Source organism: Roseibium sp. QJM3NY_11 (genome assembly GCF_056173175.1).
Window position 1 is genome coordinate 1,213,585 of sequence record NZ_CM149660.1, and the last position, 16,222, is coordinate 1,229,806.

The window sequence follows — 16,222 nt, forward strand, 5'->3', positions numbered from 1 at the left end:
ACCGGTCAGTCCAGCAATCCCAGATCCTGCGCCACCTTGTAGAGCTGCGCCGCATTCTTGTTGCCGACCTTTTCGCGCAGGTTCAGCCGGTGCGATTCCACCGTGCGCACGGAGATGCCGAGTTCCTTGGCGACTTCCTTGTTCGGCTGTCCCTTCGCGATCGCGGTCAGCACCTGGCGCTCCCTGTCGGTCAGCCCGTAAGGGTCCGCCACCGGCGCCGACGTGCCGGCACCCACGAGGGTCGGCCCGACCGCGGAGGAAAAATAATAGCCGCCATTGGCGACACTGGTGATGGCCGTGATCATTTCCGCGGCCGAAATGTCCTTCAGGATGTAGCCGCGCGCGCCGGCCTGGACGACACCGCGAACATATTCCGGGTTGTCGTAGACCGACAGGATCAGGACCGCCACCTGGGGCAGGGACTCGCGCATCCGGGTCGCGGCTTCCAGGCCGTTCATCACCGGCATGGAGACATCCATCAGCAACACGTCCGGCCGCAGCTCGGCCGCGAGGTCGAGCGCGTCCCGGCCGTTGGTCGCTTCGCCGACGACTTCCAGTTCGGGGATCTTCAGAAGCCGCGCGCGGATCCCGTCCCGTACCAGTTCGTGGTCGTCCGCGAGCAGCACCCGGATGGGGCGGGTGACGGTTCCGGACAAAGGGGAATGCATTGTCATGGCCACCATCATGCCGCCTTTGCCGAGACGTTGTCGAGCGGCATCTGAACCTTGATCTTGGTGCCTCCCGGGCCACGCCGGCTCAGGGTCAGCTTGCCGCCGTAGGTCTCGATGCGCTCGCGCATGTTGCGGAAGCCGAGGCCGCCGGATTTGGGCAGCGGGCGCGGCAGGCCGACACCGTTGTCCTCGACGCACAGAACGAGGTTCTGGAGACCGACCTTCAGGCTGATCGTGACCTCGCTGGCCCGGGCATGACGGGCAACGTTGGTCATGCATTCCTGCACCACCCGGTAGAGCGCTGTCTTGGCGCCCTCGGGCAGACGGCTGTGGCATTGCTCGGCGGTGACATTGACCGTGATGCCCGACTGGTTCTGGAATTCCTTGCCGAGACTGCCGAGGGCCGCTGACAGGCCCATGTCATCCAGGACGCTGGGCCTCAGATCCCGGGAAATCCGCCGGACTTCGGCAATCGTTCCGTCCAGGGTCTGCAGGCACTTGGCCGCGTGCCCCTGCAGGCCGGGGTCGCGGTTGGCCTCGCTGTGGATCAGTTCCACACCATAGCGGACCGATACCAGCAACTGGGAAATGCTGTCGTGGAGCTCCGTCGAGACACGCTTGCGCTCCTGTTCCTGGACCTGAAAGATCCGGTTGGTCAGTTCCTTCAGCTTGCTGTCGGCAAAGCGTTGTTCGGAAAAGCGCACGCCGGCGATCAGCGATCCGGCGATGATGATCGTCGCCAGCGTGATCATGAAGATCACGAACAGGGTCTGGCGGATGCTGCGGGTGAATTCGGCCCGGATGGCGGCAACCTCCTTGGCGATGTCGTCCGTATAGAGACCCGTGCCGAGCATCCAGTTCCATTTGTCGAGCAGGATCGCGTAGCCCAGCTTTTCCTCGACCGTGCCTGTCGACGGCTTGTGCCAGACATAATGATGAAAGCCGCCGCCGCCGGTGGCCTGGCTGATCAGGTTGCGGATCACGTAATCGCCGTTGTCGTCCTGCAGGTCCCACCAGTTGCCGCCGACCAGATGCGGCAGTTTCGGATGGACGACGTTGGTGCCGTCGAGCGTGTAGACGAAGAAATAGCCGTCATAGTCGAATGTGAGGTTGTGCAGGATTTCCCTGACCTTTTCCTTGGCGCTCTCTGTCCCGCCGGGCTCGTCGGCGTAGATTTGCTGGATCGAGGTCAGGGCCAGGTCGACGTAGTTGCGGATTTCCTGGCGCTTGGCGGCCAGAATGCGTTGTTCGACCGACCGTGTCTCGGCGTTGATGAGTTCGCGGGACTGGTAGTAGGTCGCACCGCCGATCAGCAGGGAGACCGCGATCAACGGCAGGATCGTGATCAGCAGCAATTTGGTCTTGAACGTCACCTGTTTCGCCCTCTTGTTGCGCAAGCGGTGCATGCACCGGAGATCTGTTGCGCAGATCTCAGTAGTATTACCGAGAGGGTGCGCAGAACCACGAATAGCGCAGGCCCCTTCCGGTCAACTAGACATACGCCGGGATCGGTGCAAGTGTGTTTCCGGTCCGCCATTTGGTCCGTTTAGGGAGGAAACTAATGGATCGTCGTTCGTTTATCAAAAAAGCCGGCCTTGGCGCTGGCGGTATTGCTGCAGGTTCCGCGCTCGCCGCTCCGGCCATCGCGCAGGGCGTCAAGGAAATGGTCATCGTGTCCACCTGGCCGCGGGATTTCCCGGGTCTCGGTGTGCCCGCGCAGCGTCTTGCAGCGCGCATCGCAGAGCTGACGGAAGGCCGTCTCAACGTTCAGTATTTCGCCGCCGGCGAACGCGTTGGCGCCTTTGACTCCTTCGACGAAGTCGCATCCGGTAACGCGCAGGCCTATATCGGCGCTGACTACTACTGGAAGGGCAAACATCCGGGCTGGGCCGCCTTCACGGCTGTTCCGTTCGGTCTGACCTACACGGAAATGGACGCCTGGACCAAGTTCGGCGGCGGCCAGGAACTGTGGGACGAGCTGGCCGGTGAATTCGGCCTGAAGAACCTTGCCATGGGCAACACGGGCGTCCAGATGGGCGGCTGGTTCAACAAGGAAATCGAGACCGCCGACGACCTCAAGGGTCTGAAGATGCGTATTCCGGGCCAGGGCGGCGACGTCATGGCGAAACTGGGCGCGTCTCCTGTGTCCCTGCCGGGCGGCCAGATCTACGAAAACCTCGTTTCCGGCGCCATCGATGCCACCGAGTGGGTTGGTCCCTTCAACGACTTCTTCATGAAGTTCTACGAAGCGGCCAAGTACTACTACTACCCGGGCATGCATGAGCCGGGTGCTCAGCTGGCGATCGGCATGAACAAGGCGTTCTGGGACGGCCTGGACAAGGTCGATCAGGAAATCATCAAGGCTGCTGCCAACGAAGAGAACGCACTGACGATGGCGGAAACCAACGCCAACAACGGTGTCTACCTCAAGCGTCTCATCGAAGAGCACGGCGTTGAACTGCGCGAGTTCTCGGACGAGATCTACGACAGCTTCGGTGAAGCTGCGCAGGAAGTTCTCGAAGAAGCGATGGATCACTCCCCGCTGTCCAAGAAGATCTTCGAAAGCGTGATCAACGCGCGTCAGGAAATAGGCAGCTGGATGGCGATTTCCGATGTGGCCTACAGCAACAAGCGCAACCGTTATCTCGGAATTCCGGAATAATCGGAAAGCAGTTAAAGGGGCGGGAGAAATCCCGTCCCTCTTTCATAGACAAAGTTAAAAAGGCACAGCGACGATGACGGCCTTGGACATGGTTCAAGACGGCTCGCCTGTCATGAAATCCGGTGAAACGCCTTCGCCGGAAAGCGCCCGCATCTCACGCCTGTTCGGCTGGATCGTATTGGCCATCATGACGGCGTTTTTGATCAACAATTATCTGACCTACTGGCAGGACCTTCCGGGCATTGCGCCGATCTACGGGGGCGCGGCGAACGGATCGCTGCCGCTGCTCTGGTCGTGGCTGCAACTGGCGGTCTATGGCGCGCTTGTGCTGGGTGCCGTGGCCTATGTGCTGAAAAACAGCCGGACACTGCGCCAGGACAGCGCCCGTATCTGTTCCATCAATGCCTTTCTGATCCGTGCGGCGTTCTTTGCCGTTCTGATTGTCGGCTTCGTGGACAGCGTGATCTCGTTTCTGCGCATCGAGGACCTGCTGCCCCTGCTGACCGGTCAGGATCTCGCCGACGACCTGGGCAAATCCAGGTTCCGCGGCGCCTATGTACACATGCCGCTCATCGGACTGTCGGTGATCATCGCCGCCTTCACCCGCACGCTCGGGTTCACCTGGCTGGCGCTTCTGGTCGTCGTCGCCGAACTGCTGATCGTGATCGGCCGGTTCGTGTTTTCCTACGAGCAGGCCTTCCTGGCGGATCTTGTCAGGTTCTGGTACGCGGCGCTGTTCCTGTTCGCCAGCGCGTATACGCTTCTGGAAGAGGGACATGTGCGGGTCGATGTTTTCTACGCAGCCCTGACGACCCGCACCAAGGGCTATATCAACGCCATCGGATCGGTGGTTCTCGGGATGAGCCTGTGCACGGTCATCCTGGTCATCGGCATGGGCGGCAAACAGAACATCATCAACAGTCCCATCCTGACCTATGAAGTCACGCAAGCCGGTTTCGGTCTGTACGTGAAGTATCTGATGGCGGGTTTCCTCGGCGTGTTCGCCGTTTCCATGATGGTTCAGTTCGTGGCCTATTTCCTGGACGCAATCGCCGACATTGTCGGTGAACCGGGCGGCCGGGATCACGAAAACCATTCTGTTCAATAGCGCCAGACTTTAGCGCCTGACGAGACCGTCCGATATGGAACTTTTCTTCCTTCTTCTCCTTGTTGTCCTGATGGCGTTCGCGCTGGGCTCAGGGTTCCCGGTCGCCTTCGCCCTGCCGGGATCGGCCATCCTGACCATCGGCATCGCCGCCGGATCGGGGTACCTGTTCGCGGGGGACGCGGGCGCTTATTTTTCCCATGGCGGGCCGGGCCAATGGCTCAGTGCCGGGGTGACCAACTTTCGCGGCATCTACTGGGAGGCCGAACGCGATACGCTGATCGCGATCCCGCTGTTCGTCTTCATGGGTATCATGCTGCAGCGCTCCAAGATCGCCGAAGACCTGCTGGTGACAATGGCGCGGCTGTTCGGCCCGGTTCCGGGCGGTCTCGGGATCTCGGTCGTTTTCGTGGGCGCATTGCTGGCCGCGACCACGGGTATCGTCGGCGCCACCGTTGTGGCCATGGGACTGATTTCCCTGCCGGCCATGCTGCGCAACAACTATTCGGTGCCCCTGGCGACGGGAACGATTGCGGCTTCGGGCACGCTCGGCCAGATCATTCCGCCGTCCATCGTCCTTATCATTCTGGCTGATCAGCTGGCCAGCGCGGTCGATCAGGCGGGCTCCCTGCGCCAGGCGCTGTTCAAGTCGAGCACCGGCGAACTGTCCATGCCGTCGGACTTTTCAGTGGTCTCGACAAGCGCCGGCGAAATGTTCCTGGGGGCGTTCCTGCCCGGCCTGGTTCTGGTCGGACTGTACATGCTGTTCATCCTCGGCTTCGCGCTGCTCAACCCGAAGTCGGCTCCGGCGGTACCCCAGGAAGGTACGTTCACACGCCAGTTTGCGGTCAAGGTCGTTCTCACCCTGGTGCCGCCGCTGGCGCTGATCTTTCTCGTGCTCGGCTCGATCATCGCCGGCGTCGCCACCGTCAACCAGGCCGGCGCGATCGGTGCTGTCGGTGCCATGGTGATGGCCGGATACCGGCTGCGGGACGGCAAACGGGGCGCCTATACGCCTGCGATCATCGTCATTCTGGCGCTGCTGGGCCTGGCCGTGATCATCAGTTTTCTCGGCGCGGTCAACATCAAGCTGATCCAGACCAGCGACGATCTGCTCGCGCTGGTGCTGGCGCTGATCGCCGTCTCGCTGCTGGTGGTCGCGATCTTCTGGTCCGGCTGGCGGACGCTGAAACTGGAAAACACCCTGCGCGGCGTCATGGTGGAAACCGCCAAGACCACGTCGCTGGTGTTTATCATCCTGCTCGGTGCCGCCATGCTGACATCCGCCTTCCGGGCGTTCGGCGGCGAGGACCTGGTGAAGGACTTCCTTCAGGGGCTTCCCGGCGGGTTCTGGGCCCAGTTCCTGATCGTCATGCTGGTGATCTTCATCCTCGGCTTTTTCCTCGATTTCATCGAGATCGCCGTGGTGGTGGTGCCGATCGTGGCGCCGATCCTGCTGGCGGATCCGTCGGCCAACGTCACTGCGGTCTGGCTCGGCGTGATGATCGGTCTCAACATCCAGACCTCGTTCCTGACCCCGCCCTTCGGGTTCGCGCTGTTCTACCTGCGCGGCGTGGCGCCGGCTGTGGTCAAGACGCTGGACATGTACAAGGGTGTGATCGCCTTCATCTGCCTGCAGCTTGTGGCACTGGGGATCGTCGGTCTTTATCCGCAGCTGGTGAACTACCTGCCGAACCGGTCCTCGCTGCTGTCGGAAACCGCACCGCCGCCGAAAAATCCGCGCCTGCAATACTGCATGGAAAAACTCGTCAACGAGCAATTCCAGGCGAATGGCGACGGTATTCTCTCCGCCGTCGGGACGGCGGAAGCCATCGACATGAGTTATCTGCCGGAGGATCTGAGGGACGACATGTCCGAAGGGTTCGAAAAGGCCCGCGAAGCGCTGCCGCTGATGCAGGCGATCACGGAAGCCGAGGCCCAGGTGGCGGCGGCTGCGGGCGACTACAGGCCGGTTCATGTGCGCGTCAGGGCGCTGGAACGGGATGCCCGGCGGATCGACGAACGGATCGAGGAACTGAAGGTGATCGTTCAGCGCTCCGGTGACAATGCGGTCTATACGGCGGAACAGGGCGCGCGCGCGCAGGCGCGCATCGAAGAGCTGAACGTCGAGCACGATGCGATCCTGGCGCAGATCCCGGAGAGCTGGGAGGACACCTACCAGACGTTCTCCAAGATCCAGAAGGCCGAGAACACGGCCCGACTGACTTATCGCCGGACCGTCGATCAGGCCTATGAACCAGTCATCGAGCTGAAGGCCGTCCTGGCCGATGCGGACATCGTCGCTCAGTTCGGGCCGCAACTCGAAGCGCTGAAGGAACAGGTGCTTCAACTGGAGCCGGAGGCGGCGGTCGATGCCATCGCCGAAATGCGCTCCACAATCGGCAGTGCCGAGGGCACCGGTGACATCCGCAAGGGATTGTCGGACGCGCGCAAGATCATGCGCAGCCGGAAGCCGGATGCGCAGGAGGCGCTTGCGGAGATCGACAAGTCGATCGCCGCGCTCGAGGCCGATCTTGTCTGGCGTCAGCGGGCCGCGGAAGAAATCCTGCCGCAGCTTGAAGCCTATGACGCTGCCGTCGGCACCACGATCGGCCTGCGCGCACAAGACCGCCTGCCGGACGATCTGGCACTGGACGTGGCCGGCTGCCTGTCCGGGCACAGGGATGTCAGCTTGAGTTTCTGACGGTGTCGGCCGAGAATATGGCCGAGAATATGGCCGAGAACATGGCCGAGAACATGGCCGAGAACGGGGATGAAAACGGGAGGAGCGATCCTCCCGTTTCTGCGTGCGGACCGGCACGCGGTCATCCTCCCGCGGTGAGCGTCGGTTTCTCCCCGACGGCAGCGAAGACCGCCGGACCGAGGACCGGAAGACAACCCCCCTTACGCCGATCATCCATCTGCCAAGCGGACCAAGAGCTTGAGCGCCACTCCAGCCGAGTTCCCCTTGAGGACACTCCTTCCAGACGCAGCACAATGGCTGCCCACCCCTCAGGCCTCCCCCGGCAAGCGCAGCGCGACCGGGGGTCCAATCGTTTGCAGAGCGGCCGGAATGGTCGGTGCGGTTGCTGCCGGTGGGCCTGATCGAACCTTGTGCGGGGTGCGACGTGGGTTGGACCCCCGATCAAGTCGGGGAAGGCCCACTGGGGGTGGGAGGCCTTTTGCCTGAAGACCGCCTCAGGGAGGGCGGGCGTGTGGGGGACTGCTGCAGAGTCTTGTCAGCTCCACTTCACCTCGCAGGCGAGCATGTAGCCGGAGCCGTAGATGGTGCGGATATGGGCCGGCTCGTTCTTGCGGTTGAGCTTCTTGCGGATGCGCGAGATACGCACGTCGATCGACCGGTCGAGACTTTCATCCCGGCCGCCGTGTTCCAGCAGGTAGTCCCGGGTCAGAACCCTCTTGGGGGCGCGCAGGAGCGCTTCCAGCAGCGTCGCCTCGCCCGTGGAAAGGAACGTTTCCTCACCTTCCGGAGAGGTCAGACAGTGGGAACACGGCTGATAGCACCAGCCCTCGAAACGGGCCATTTCCACGCGGGCCTGCGGTGGCGACGGGTCAGCCGAGCGGCGCAGGATGGAGCGGATCCGGGCGACGACCTCGCGCGGATCGAACGGCTTGACCACATAGTCGTCGGCCCCCAGTTCCAGCCCCATCACCCGGTCCGTCGAATGGCCCCGGGCGGAGAGCACGATGATCGGAACCGAAGACCGGCGCCGGATCTCGTTGATGAGGGCCATGCCTTCCATATCGGGCAATCCGAGATCGACAATGCAGGCGTCGGGGTCTTCGAGGTCGAGCGCCGTCAGCATCTGCGCGGCGGTCGAAAACACCTTGCCCGCCATGTCGAACTGCAGCATGGCATCGAGCAGCAGATTGCCGATCTCCGGCTCATCGTCGACGATGAAGACGGTGCGTTTTGCTGCTGTCGCGAGACGTGTCCGCAAGATCGTTGTTACCTTTTCGTTGCGAGAATGCGCTGCAGGGTGTCTGCAAGTTGATCATCCGCGAAGGGTTTCGCCAAGACAGGAAATTCACACGTGCTGTCCTGGCCGGCGAGCGCCGACCAGTCGGCATAGCCGGACATGAGGGCGATGCCGAGATCGGTCCGTTTGCGCCGGATCTCGCGGGCCAGTGCCAGGCCGTTGACCTGGCCGGGCATGATGATGTCGCTCAGGACGCCGCGCAGGTCCGGCAAGTCCAGGGCGAGCGCGCGGGCATCGTCGGCGCTTTCGGCCTGAAGCACGCTGTAGCCGAGGTTCTGCAACTGGTCGGTGACCGTGCTGGCGACATCGGGATCGTCCTCGACCAGAAGCAGAAGCTCGCCCCGGCCGCGTTTGACCGTCGCGGCTGTTCCTGCCTCCGACCCGGTTGCCGCCGGAGCCGCGCGCCGGACAAGCGGCAGATGAAGCGTCAGGTAAGTGCCGACCCCGAGCGCGCTGCTGACCTGGATCGCGCCACCGGACTGGCGGATGAAACCGTAGACCATCGACAGGCCCAGGCCACTGCCCGTGCCGAAATTCTTGGTTGTGAAGAATGGCTCGAACACTTTCAGCCGGGTGTCCTCGTCCATGCCGCTGCCGGTGTCGCCGACAGTGATGCGGGCATAGGCGCCGGGGGCTGTTCCCAGATCGTCCGCGTCCTGCGGCAGCAGCACGGTCTGGTCCAGCGACATCGTCAGCACGCCGCCTTCCGGCATCGCGTCGCGGGCGTTGAACGCCAGATTTATGAGCGCGGTCTCCATCTGGGTCGGGTCGATGCAGGCGGCGATGTCCGTGTCCGCTGCGCTCAGCTTCAGCTCGATCGAGGACGGCAGGGACCCCTCCAGCAGCCTGCCCGCACTGGCGATCACATCAGCAAGTGCCACGGTCTGCGGATCGATCGCCTTGCCGCGGCTGAACGCCAGCAGCCGCTGAATGAGGTCCGAGCCGCGTTTGGTCGCTTCCAGCATCGGCGACAGCTTGCCGTCCAGCGTGTCCTTGGCCACCGCTCCCTCCATCCGGCTCAGGCTGAGCAGGTTGCCCATCAGGATCGCGAGCAGGTTGTTGAAGTCATGGGCGAGGCCGCCGGTCAGCTTGCCAACCGCATCCATGCGTTGGGATTGCACCAGCGCGGCTTCCGCCTGCTTCTGGTCGGTGGCGTCCAGCGAAAGCACGAAGATGCCGAGCGTGCGGCCATCCTGAGTCATGTCGGGGATCAGGGTCGAACGCATGTAGGCACTGGTGCCGTTGGGCCGCTTGCGCTCGTATTCATAGCTGACCGCGTTGCCCTGAAAAGCCCGCTCGATATGCGGTTCCAGGATCTTGAAGAGATCCGCGCCGACCACCTCGGAGGCTGGGCGTCCGGTGATGGAGGCGACGGACTGGCCGAACCAGTCAGCATAGCGGCGGTTGGCAAACCGGAACACCGGGCCGGGCGACAGATAGGCGATCAGCGCGGGAATATTGTCGGTCACCAGACGCAGCCAGTCCTCTGACTGGCGCAGCGCACGGGTGCGTTCCTCGACCGTGCGCTCCAGCTTCTCCTGACGGTGCCGGTCCACGGTGACATCGGAATAGGTCGTGACGAAGCCGCCCCGGGGCAGGGGCGTGCCGGAGACCGCGATGACCTGGCCGTTGGGGCGAATTCGTTCGAAATAATGCGGCTCGAACAGTTTGGCCCGTTCCAGCCGGCGGGCGATCTTGCCCTCGATATCGCCGGGTCCGTATTCGCCGCGCTCGGCATTCACCCGAAGGAAAGCTTCCAGATGGGTGCCGCGGCGTGCAAGCTTTTGCGGGAAATCGAGCATTTCCCACAGGCCGCGGTTCCAGGCAATAAGCTGGAGATCGGCGTCGAATACCGAAAAGCCCTGATTGATGTGATCGAGCGCGGCCTGCATCAGGTCGAGCTGCGTCTTGAGCTGCTGTGTCTCCTCCATCGCGCAAGACTAGAACAAAACCGGAGCGGACTGAACTGGTTTGGCATAGTCCGAATGGAGACAGGCCGGTCGGTCAGGGAGCGTCCGGGGGCGACCGCTGCCGGCATGGGCTATTTCGCCGCGCTGATCGCGTAGCGGTGCTGGGCGGCGCGTTCGAGGCCTTTCAGGAACGAGAAGTCACGGGATTGAGCCCTGTGGATGGCGCGCAGGTTCGTGTCGACGCGAATGTCGGAGAAGCCCGCTTCCTGCAGCAGGCGGGCCACTGCGTCTGCCCGGGCACCTTTGGAAAAATACACCCGCGCCAGAATGCTGCGGTGGATCTCCCTCATGTCCGCAGGACCGGATTTGGGGCCGGTAGCGGGGCCGGCGGGCATGCGTTTTTCCAGAAACGCTGCAAGACCTGCGGCGAGCCTGGAGACGAAACCGGCGTTCACGAAATCGCCGTCCACGATCAACAGCCGGCCACCCGGTTTCAGCACCCGGTGCCACTCGCTGAAGGCGGCGGGAGGATCGACCAGGGTCCAGACCAGATGACGGCAGACGAGCGCGTCGTAGTGATCCGCCGGTTCCATGGTCCGCTCGGCATCGCCGAGGACGAAGCGGATTGCACGCTGTCGGCTCTCTGCCTTGGCCCGGGCACGCTCCAGCATCGGGTCGGCCCAGTCCATCCCGGTGACCTGGAAACCAAGGTCGACCATGAGATGGGACAGGACGCCGGTGCCACAGGCCAGATCGAGTGCGGTGCGGCCTTCGCCCGCCCCCAGATGACGCTGCAGCAGTTTTTGCCAGGCGACCCGCTCGTTTTCAGAAAAAATTTCGTGGCCGGCCTGTGTGTCGAATGTTGCGGCCCGCTTGCCCCAGTAGTCCTTGATTTCCTCGCGTAAATCGAAATTCGACAGCATGTCCATTTCACTCGGTACGGGCTTGGCTGGAATGGTTCCAGAAGATAATTGTTGACTCAAATATTCAGCAAAAATAGGAAAAAACAAGAGTATAAAACTCAAGTTTAACAATCGATCCGAGGTTGATGTGAATTTCAAGTTCCAGATAGCCGCTGCCGCGCTTGCTGCTGCGGTTTTATTCCCGACGGGCCTGATGGCTGCCGACACCGTGACCGTGACCGACATCGCCGGGCGCAGTGTCGACGTGCAGGTGCCGGCTGAAAAGGTCATCCTCGGCGAAGGACGCCAGATCTATTTCACCGCGGCGCTCGACACGGATGCGCCTTTCAAGCGGGTCGTCGGCTGGCGGGACGATTTCGAGAAAGCCGACAATGACGGCTACCACCAGTATCTGGAAAAATATCCGCAGATGGCCGATCTGCCGACCTTCGGCGGCATGAAGAACGGCACGTTCGATATCGAACAGGCGGTGGCGCTCGAGCCGGACGTGATCATTCTGAACATCGATGCCAAGGCCGCGACGGAAGACGGCGGTTACATCGAGAAGCTGGCGAAAGTCGGCATCCCGGTCGTCTATGTCGATTTCCGTGACAAGCCGATGGAAAACACCGAGCCGTCCATGCGCCTGATCGGCAAGATCTTCGGTGAGGAACAGAAGGCCGAGGACTTCATCGCGTTCCGCGCAGCGGAAATCGAAAAGGTCACCGGCAAGCTGGCGGAGCAGAGCAACCTGACGCGCCCGGTCGTTTTCGTTGAGCGGGCCGGCGGCTATTCCGACGATTGCTGCATGTCCTTCGGCAACGAGAACTTCGGCAAGATGGTCGAAATCGCAGGTGGCGTGAACATGGCCGGAGACATCATTCCGGGCACGTTCGGAACGGTGAACCCGGAACAGATCATCGCATCTAATCCCGACCATGTCGTTGTCACCGGCGCCAACTGGGAACTCTATGTTCCGGGCGGCAACTGGGTCGGCGTCGGCAGCGGTGCGGATCCGGAAGTCTCGTCCGCGAAACTGGCCAACCTGATGACCCGCCCGGGCTTCACGGGCATCCAGGCCGTCAAGGACGACAATGTCCACGCAATCTGGCACCAGTTCTACAACAGCCCCTACCAGTTCATCGCGATCCAGCAGATCGCCAAGTGGCTGCATCCGGACCTGTTTGAAGACATGGACCCGAATGCCACCTTCCAGGAACTGCATGAGCGTTTCCTGCCGGTCGACTACCGGCCCGGCTATTTCGTGTCGCTGAAAACGGATGGCTGACATGCAAGTGGCTGACACGGGTGCAGCCGGAACGGGGCGCGGTCTTTACCGCGCCCTTGCCTTTCGACGGGTGCTGCTGATCTGCGGTCTGATGATCGCGCTGGCGACCACCTTCTGCGTCGATCTTGCGCTCGGGCCGGCGCGCTATCCGCTGAAGGAAGTGCTCGGCGCGCTGTTCTTTCCGGGGGAGGCTGCGCTGCAGACGCGGGTCGTGATCTGGGATATCCGCATGCCGATCGCGCTGATGGCGGTGTCCGTCGGCGGCTGCCTGTCGCTGGCCGGCGCGCAGATGCAGACGATCCTCGCCAACCCGCTCGCCAGCCCGTTCACGCTCGGCATTTCGGCGGCAGCCGGTTTCGGTGCCGCGCTGGGGCTGGTGGCTGGCGTCGCGATCTTTCCGGCCGCCGTGCAGTACATGGTGCCCATCAACGCCTTCATCATGGCAATGGCCGCTTCGCTGTTCATCTATGCCTTTTCGACGTTCCGGGGCGTGAGCGTGCAGACCATCGTGCTGCTCGGCATCGCGCTGGTGTTCACGTTCAACGCGCTGCTGTCGCTGCTTGAATATCTCGCCTCCGAACAGGCGCTGGCGGCAGTGGTCTTCTGGACCATGGGCTCGCTCACCAAGGCAACCTGGACCAAGGTCGGTGCCACTTTCGCGGTGCTGATCGTGTGCGTGCCGTTCTTCGCCCGCCATTCCTGGGCGCTGACGGCCCTCCGGCTCGGAGATGTCAAGGCGGCGAGTTTCGGCGTCAACATCCGCTCCCTGCGCCTCAAGACCCTGATCGGCGTCAGCCTGCTGGCGGCCATTCCGGTGTCCTTCGTCGGCACCATCGGTTTCGTCGGCCTGGTCGGACCGCATGTCGCGCGCATGCTGGTCGGCGAGGATCAGCGTTTCTTTCTGCCTGCCGCGATCCTGTGCGGTTCTCTGATGCTGTCGGCGACGTCGGTGGTCTCCAAGATGCTGCTGCCGGGGGCGGTTCTGCCCATCGGCGTGATCACGGCCCTGGTCGGGGTGCCGTTCTTCTTCGCACTGATCTTTGCCGACAGGAAAAACTCATGGTAGCGCTCCGCCTTGAAGATCTCGGCGCGAAATACGGCTCCGGACTGGCCGTCGAAGGTGTTTCGACACCGGATCTGGCCGGCGGGGAACTGACCGCCGTGATCGGACCGAATGCCGCAGGCAAGTCGACCCTGTTCAAGCGGATCGCGGGTCTTCTGAAAGGTCCCGGAACGGTGCATCTGGAGCGCGCCGGGTCTGCTCCCGAGGACGCCATCCGCTACATGCCCCAGGACACCAGCGCCAACGCGGTGCTGACGGTCTATGAATCCATTCTGCTGGCGGCCAAGCAGGGCGGGGGCTGGCGGGTGCAGGACCATGAGCTGGCGGCCATCGACCACCTGCTGCAGTCGCTTCAGATCACCGATATCGCCTTTCGCAATCTCGGCGAGTTGTCCGGCGGTCAGCGCCAGCTCGTCTCCATCGCCCAGGCCCTGGTGCGGGATCCGGAAGTGCTGCTGATGGACGAGCCGACCTCGGCGCTGGATCTCTACCGGCAGGTGGAAGTGCTGAGCTACATGCGTGACCTCGCGCTGAGCAAGAACATGCTCGTGCTGATCGCCCTGCACGACCTCAACCACGCCCTGCGCTACTGCACCAGCACTCTGGTGATCGCCGGCGGCAGGCTGGTTGCCGCGGGTCCCAGCAAGGACGTGATTACAGCCGACCTGATGCGCGACATCTACAGGGTCGAGGCGCGCATCGAGACCTGCTCGCGCGGTGAGGCACATATCATCATCGACAGGTCGGCGGCGTGAGGAGGATGCATGTTGTCGCTTCCGGTTCGGGCCCTGCCGACTTGCCAAAAGAAGCAAACGCACGTCGAACGGACCTCCGCTTCCTGCGAGGGCTTTGCCGGAAACCCGCCGGCGCAATGCGACCTTTCCGCGGCGCCCTGCGGTGGTTCTGTCTGATGCCGTTGCTGCTGCCACTGCCGGCGATCGCGGAATCCGTGCATATTCCCGGCCCTCAGGGCCATTTCGAGGCGGAGATGATCGCTGTCGACGGCGCCGATCATGCCGTCGTCATCATTCCCGGATCGGGGCCGACGGACCGGGACGGCAATTCGGCGTCGCTAGGCCTGTTCTCAGACAGTTACAAGATGATCGCCGAAGATCTGTCCCGCCACGGCGTGGCCTCCATGCGCATCGACAAGCGCGGCTTTTTCGGCAGTGCGTCGGCCTTGTCCGATCCGAATGACGTGACCATCAAGGCTTATGCGGAAGATGCGCGGCGCTGGGTCGACAAGGCGTCCGGCCTTGCGCCCTGCGTCTGGCTGGCCGGTCATTCGGAAGGCGGTCTTGTCGCGCTGGTGGCGGCGCAGGCCGCGCCAGAATCCCTTTGCGGGCTGATACTGCTGGCCGCGCCGGGACGTCCAATCGGGCAACTGATGAGGGAGCAGTTTGAATCCAACCCCGCGAACGCGCCGCTCCTGCCGGAGATCGAGGCCGTCGTCACGGATCTGGAAGCAGGCCGTACCCGGGATCCGGCATCGTTGACACCGATCCTGCGGCCGCTTTTTTCCACCGGATTGCAGCGCTACATGATCGACCTGTTTTCCTATGATCCGGCGATTGCCGCAAAGGACTGGCACGGCCCCGTGCTGATCGTTCAGGGGGACGCGGACATCCAGGTTCGGCCTGAAGACGCAGACCTCCTCCAAGAGGCTCTGCCGCAGGCGCGGCGCTTCGATCTGCCCGGCGGCACACATATGCTCAAGACCGATGTGGCGGGACAGCCTTTCGTCACCTACACGGACCGCACGCTGCCCCTGCACGACGATCTCGTGCCAGGCATCGTCCGGTTTCTGGAAGAGTTTTCGAAACCTTAGGGCGGGGACCGTCAACGGTTCAATGCTGGGATCGGATCAGGTCAGCTCTTTCGCACCGGCCGGTGTATCGATCTGAGCCCGGTAGCGGATTTCGCGACCCTTCACGATCCTGGGCGGGTGATCGACCGCAAGGATGCGGTACAGTTTTTCGATGGTGGCGGGGTCCGGATGCTCGAGCGTGAGTGTACGAAGGCGTGCGCCCAATTCGGGTATGTCGTCCATCGATGTCGGGTCGCCGCGGTGATCGATCAGCGAAGGCAAGGCGCCGTCGGCAGGAAGTGTACCGTTTCCGGGGATGGCAAAGGCGAAGGCCGGATCTTCCGGCGGCAGGGGAACCTCGTTGCCGAAGACCGTACCATGTGCGGCGACAATCGCTTGCAGATCATTCGTTGCTGCAACCCAACCCCGCAGCCGCCTTCCCTCGTCCCAGTCCTGCCTCACCGCGTCCTGATCGTCCAGACCGAACCAACGCGCCCGTCCGGGTGTTTTGCCGTCCGGGTCGAGCGCGACTATCTCCAGATAGACCCCGTTGCCGAGCTGAAGCCGGTGATTGTGGGTGCCCATGTAGTGGTGGCGGGTTCCGAACGGCACGTCTAGAGCCAGACAGTCGCGGACATGGGCGGCTCCTTCACGGAGTGTCGGGGCAATCACGGTGATGTGGTCAAGCTTGAGCATTCGCAGCGGGCTCCAGGGCGGCAGGGCAAGAAGATATGACCCCATTACAGCGCCTCTGGCCAGAGCGGAGACCGGTCTAATCTTCAGTAAATGCCGCTCCCACCCTTGCATTGGCCA

At 62.8% G+C, this 16,222-nt stretch carries 13 protein-coding genes; 7 read left to right on the forward strand and 6 right to left on the reverse strand.

What is annotated here, in order from left to right:
- Positions 1-5 precede the first annotated feature (5 nt).
- Both AC0VX3_RS05560 and AC0VX3_RS05565 read right to left on the reverse strand, forming a co-directional pair.
- Complete coding sequence (locus AC0VX3_RS05560; RefSeq protein WP_342893124.1) at positions 6-674, reverse strand: response regulator transcription factor; 669 nt, start codon at positions 672-674, stop codon at positions 6-8.
- 8 nt (positions 675-682) lie between these two features.
- Complete coding sequence (locus AC0VX3_RS05565; protein ID WP_475523882.1) at positions 683-2,044, reverse strand: cache domain-containing protein; 1,362 nt, start codon at positions 2,042-2,044, stop codon at positions 683-685.
- A 188-nt stretch (positions 2,045-2,232) separates the two neighbouring features.
- On the opposite strand from AC0VX3_RS05565, the gene AC0VX3_RS05570 reads away from it, so the two are divergent.
- The 3 genes from AC0VX3_RS05570 (at position 2,233) to AC0VX3_RS05580 (ending at position 7,142) form a co-directional block, all read left to right on the forward strand.
- Positions 2,233-3,333 (forward strand): TRAP transporter substrate-binding protein, encoded by a 1,101-nt coding sequence (locus tag AC0VX3_RS05570; RefSeq protein WP_475523883.1) that lies wholly within the window; start codon positions 2,233-2,235, stop codon positions 3,331-3,333.
- A gap of 73 nt (positions 3,334-3,406) precedes the next feature.
- Complete coding sequence (locus AC0VX3_RS05575; RefSeq protein ID WP_475523884.1) at positions 3,407-4,441, forward strand: TRAP transporter small permease subunit; 1,035 nt, start codon at positions 3,407-3,409, stop codon at positions 4,439-4,441.
- A gap of 34 nt (positions 4,442-4,475) precedes the next feature.
- Positions 4,476-7,142, forward strand: a complete 2,667-nt coding sequence (locus AC0VX3_RS05580) for a TRAP transporter large permease (protein WP_475523885.1) — start codon at positions 4,476-4,478, stop codon at positions 7,140-7,142.
- 535 nt (positions 7,143-7,677) lie between these two features.
- Here the strand turns inward: AC0VX3_RS05580 and AC0VX3_RS05585 are convergent.
- The 3 genes from AC0VX3_RS05585 to AC0VX3_RS05595 form a co-directional block, all read right to left on the reverse strand.
- The gene (locus AC0VX3_RS05585; RefSeq protein ID WP_475523886.1) at positions 7,678-8,400 is read right to left on the reverse strand and encodes a response regulator transcription factor; all 723 of its coding nucleotides are present in this window, start codon (positions 8,398-8,400) and stop codon (positions 7,678-7,680) included.
- Between the two features lie 8 nt (positions 8,401-8,408).
- Positions 8,409-10,370, reverse strand: coding sequence for a PAS-domain containing protein (locus AC0VX3_RS05590; protein ID WP_475523887.1), 1,962 nt, complete (start codon positions 10,368-10,370; stop codon positions 8,409-8,411).
- Positions 10,371-10,480: 110 nt separating this feature from the next.
- Complete coding sequence (locus AC0VX3_RS05595) at positions 10,481-11,278, reverse strand: class I SAM-dependent methyltransferase (RefSeq protein WP_475525144.1); 798 nt, start codon at positions 11,276-11,278, stop codon at positions 10,481-10,483.
- A 187-nt stretch (positions 11,279-11,465) separates the two neighbouring features.
- Here AC0VX3_RS05595 and AC0VX3_RS05600 point away from each other — a divergent pair, with 187 nt between their 5' ends.
- The 4 genes from AC0VX3_RS05600 to AC0VX3_RS05615 all read left to right on the forward strand — a co-directional run bounded on the left by AC0VX3_RS05600 (position 11,466) and on the right by AC0VX3_RS05615 (position 15,430).
- Positions 11,466-12,539 (forward strand): ABC transporter substrate-binding protein, encoded by a 1,074-nt coding sequence (locus AC0VX3_RS05600; protein WP_475523888.1) that lies wholly within the window; start codon positions 11,466-11,468, stop codon positions 12,537-12,539.
- Position 12,540: 1 nt separating this feature from the next.
- The gene (locus AC0VX3_RS05605; protein ID WP_475525145.1) at positions 12,541-13,605 is read left to right on the forward strand and encodes a FecCD family ABC transporter permease; all 1,065 of its coding nucleotides are present in this window, start codon (positions 12,541-12,543) and stop codon (positions 13,603-13,605) included.
- Positions 13,599-14,357: an ABC transporter ATP-binding protein gene (locus AC0VX3_RS05610; protein WP_475523889.1), complete on the forward strand. Its 759-nt coding sequence runs from the start codon at positions 13,599-13,601 to the stop codon at positions 14,355-14,357. The genes AC0VX3_RS05605 and AC0VX3_RS05610 overlap by 7 nt, the downstream gene beginning before the upstream one ends.
- Positions 14,358-14,473: 116 nt before the next feature.
- The gene (locus AC0VX3_RS05615) at positions 14,474-15,430 is read left to right on the forward strand and encodes an alpha/beta hydrolase (protein WP_475523890.1); all 957 of its coding nucleotides are present in this window, start codon (positions 14,474-14,476) and stop codon (positions 15,428-15,430) included.
- A 36-nt stretch (positions 15,431-15,466) separates the two neighbouring features.
- Here AC0VX3_RS05615 and AC0VX3_RS05620 read toward each other — a convergent pair whose 3' ends face one another.
- Positions 15,467-16,105: a VOC family protein gene (locus tag AC0VX3_RS05620; protein WP_475523891.1), complete on the reverse strand. Its 639-nt coding sequence runs from the start codon at positions 16,103-16,105 to the stop codon at positions 15,467-15,469.
- Positions 16,106-16,222 lie beyond the last annotated feature (117 nt).

Excerpts from the sequence above, each read along its gene's own strand:
- AC0VX3_RS05605 (WP_475525145.1), top strand. The coding sequence starts at position 12,541 with ATGCAAGTGGCTGACACGGGTGCAGCCGGAACGGGGCGCGGTCTTTAC.
- AC0VX3_RS05570 (WP_475523883.1), top strand. The coding sequence starts at position 2,233 with ATGGATCGTCGTTCGTTTATCAAAAAAGCCGGCCTTGGCGCTGGCGGT.
- AC0VX3_RS05580 (WP_475523885.1), top strand. The coding sequence starts at position 4,476 with ATGGAACTTTTCTTCCTTCTTCTCCTTGTTGTCCTGATGGCGTTCGCG.
- AC0VX3_RS05620 (WP_475523891.1), bottom strand. The coding sequence starts at position 16,105 with ATGCTCAAGCTTGACCACATCACCGTGATTGCCCCGACACTCCGTGAA.
- AC0VX3_RS05600 (WP_475523888.1), top strand. The coding sequence starts at position 11,466 with ATGGCTGCCGACACCGTGACCGTGACCGACATCGCCGGGCGCAGTGTC.
- AC0VX3_RS05610 (WP_475523889.1), top strand. The coding sequence starts at position 13,599 with ATGGTAGCGCTCCGCCTTGAAGATCTCGGCGCGAAATACGGCTCCGGA.
- AC0VX3_RS05560 (WP_342893124.1), bottom strand. The coding sequence starts at position 674 with ATGACAATGCATTCCCCTTTGTCCGGAACCGTCACCCGCCCCATCCGG.
- AC0VX3_RS05595 (WP_475525144.1), bottom strand. The coding sequence starts at position 11,278 with ATGGACATGCTGTCGAATTTCGATTTACGCGAGGAAATCAAGGACTAC.
- AC0VX3_RS05575 (WP_475523884.1), top strand. The coding sequence starts at position 3,407 with ATGACGGCCTTGGACATGGTTCAAGACGGCTCGCCTGTCATGAAATCC.
- AC0VX3_RS05590 (WP_475523887.1), bottom strand. The coding sequence starts at position 10,370 with ATGGAGGAGACACAGCAGCTCAAGACGCAGCTCGACCTGATGCAGGCC.
- AC0VX3_RS05615 (WP_475523890.1), top strand. The coding sequence starts at position 14,474 with ATGCGACCTTTCCGCGGCGCCCTGCGGTGGTTCTGTCTGATGCCGTTG.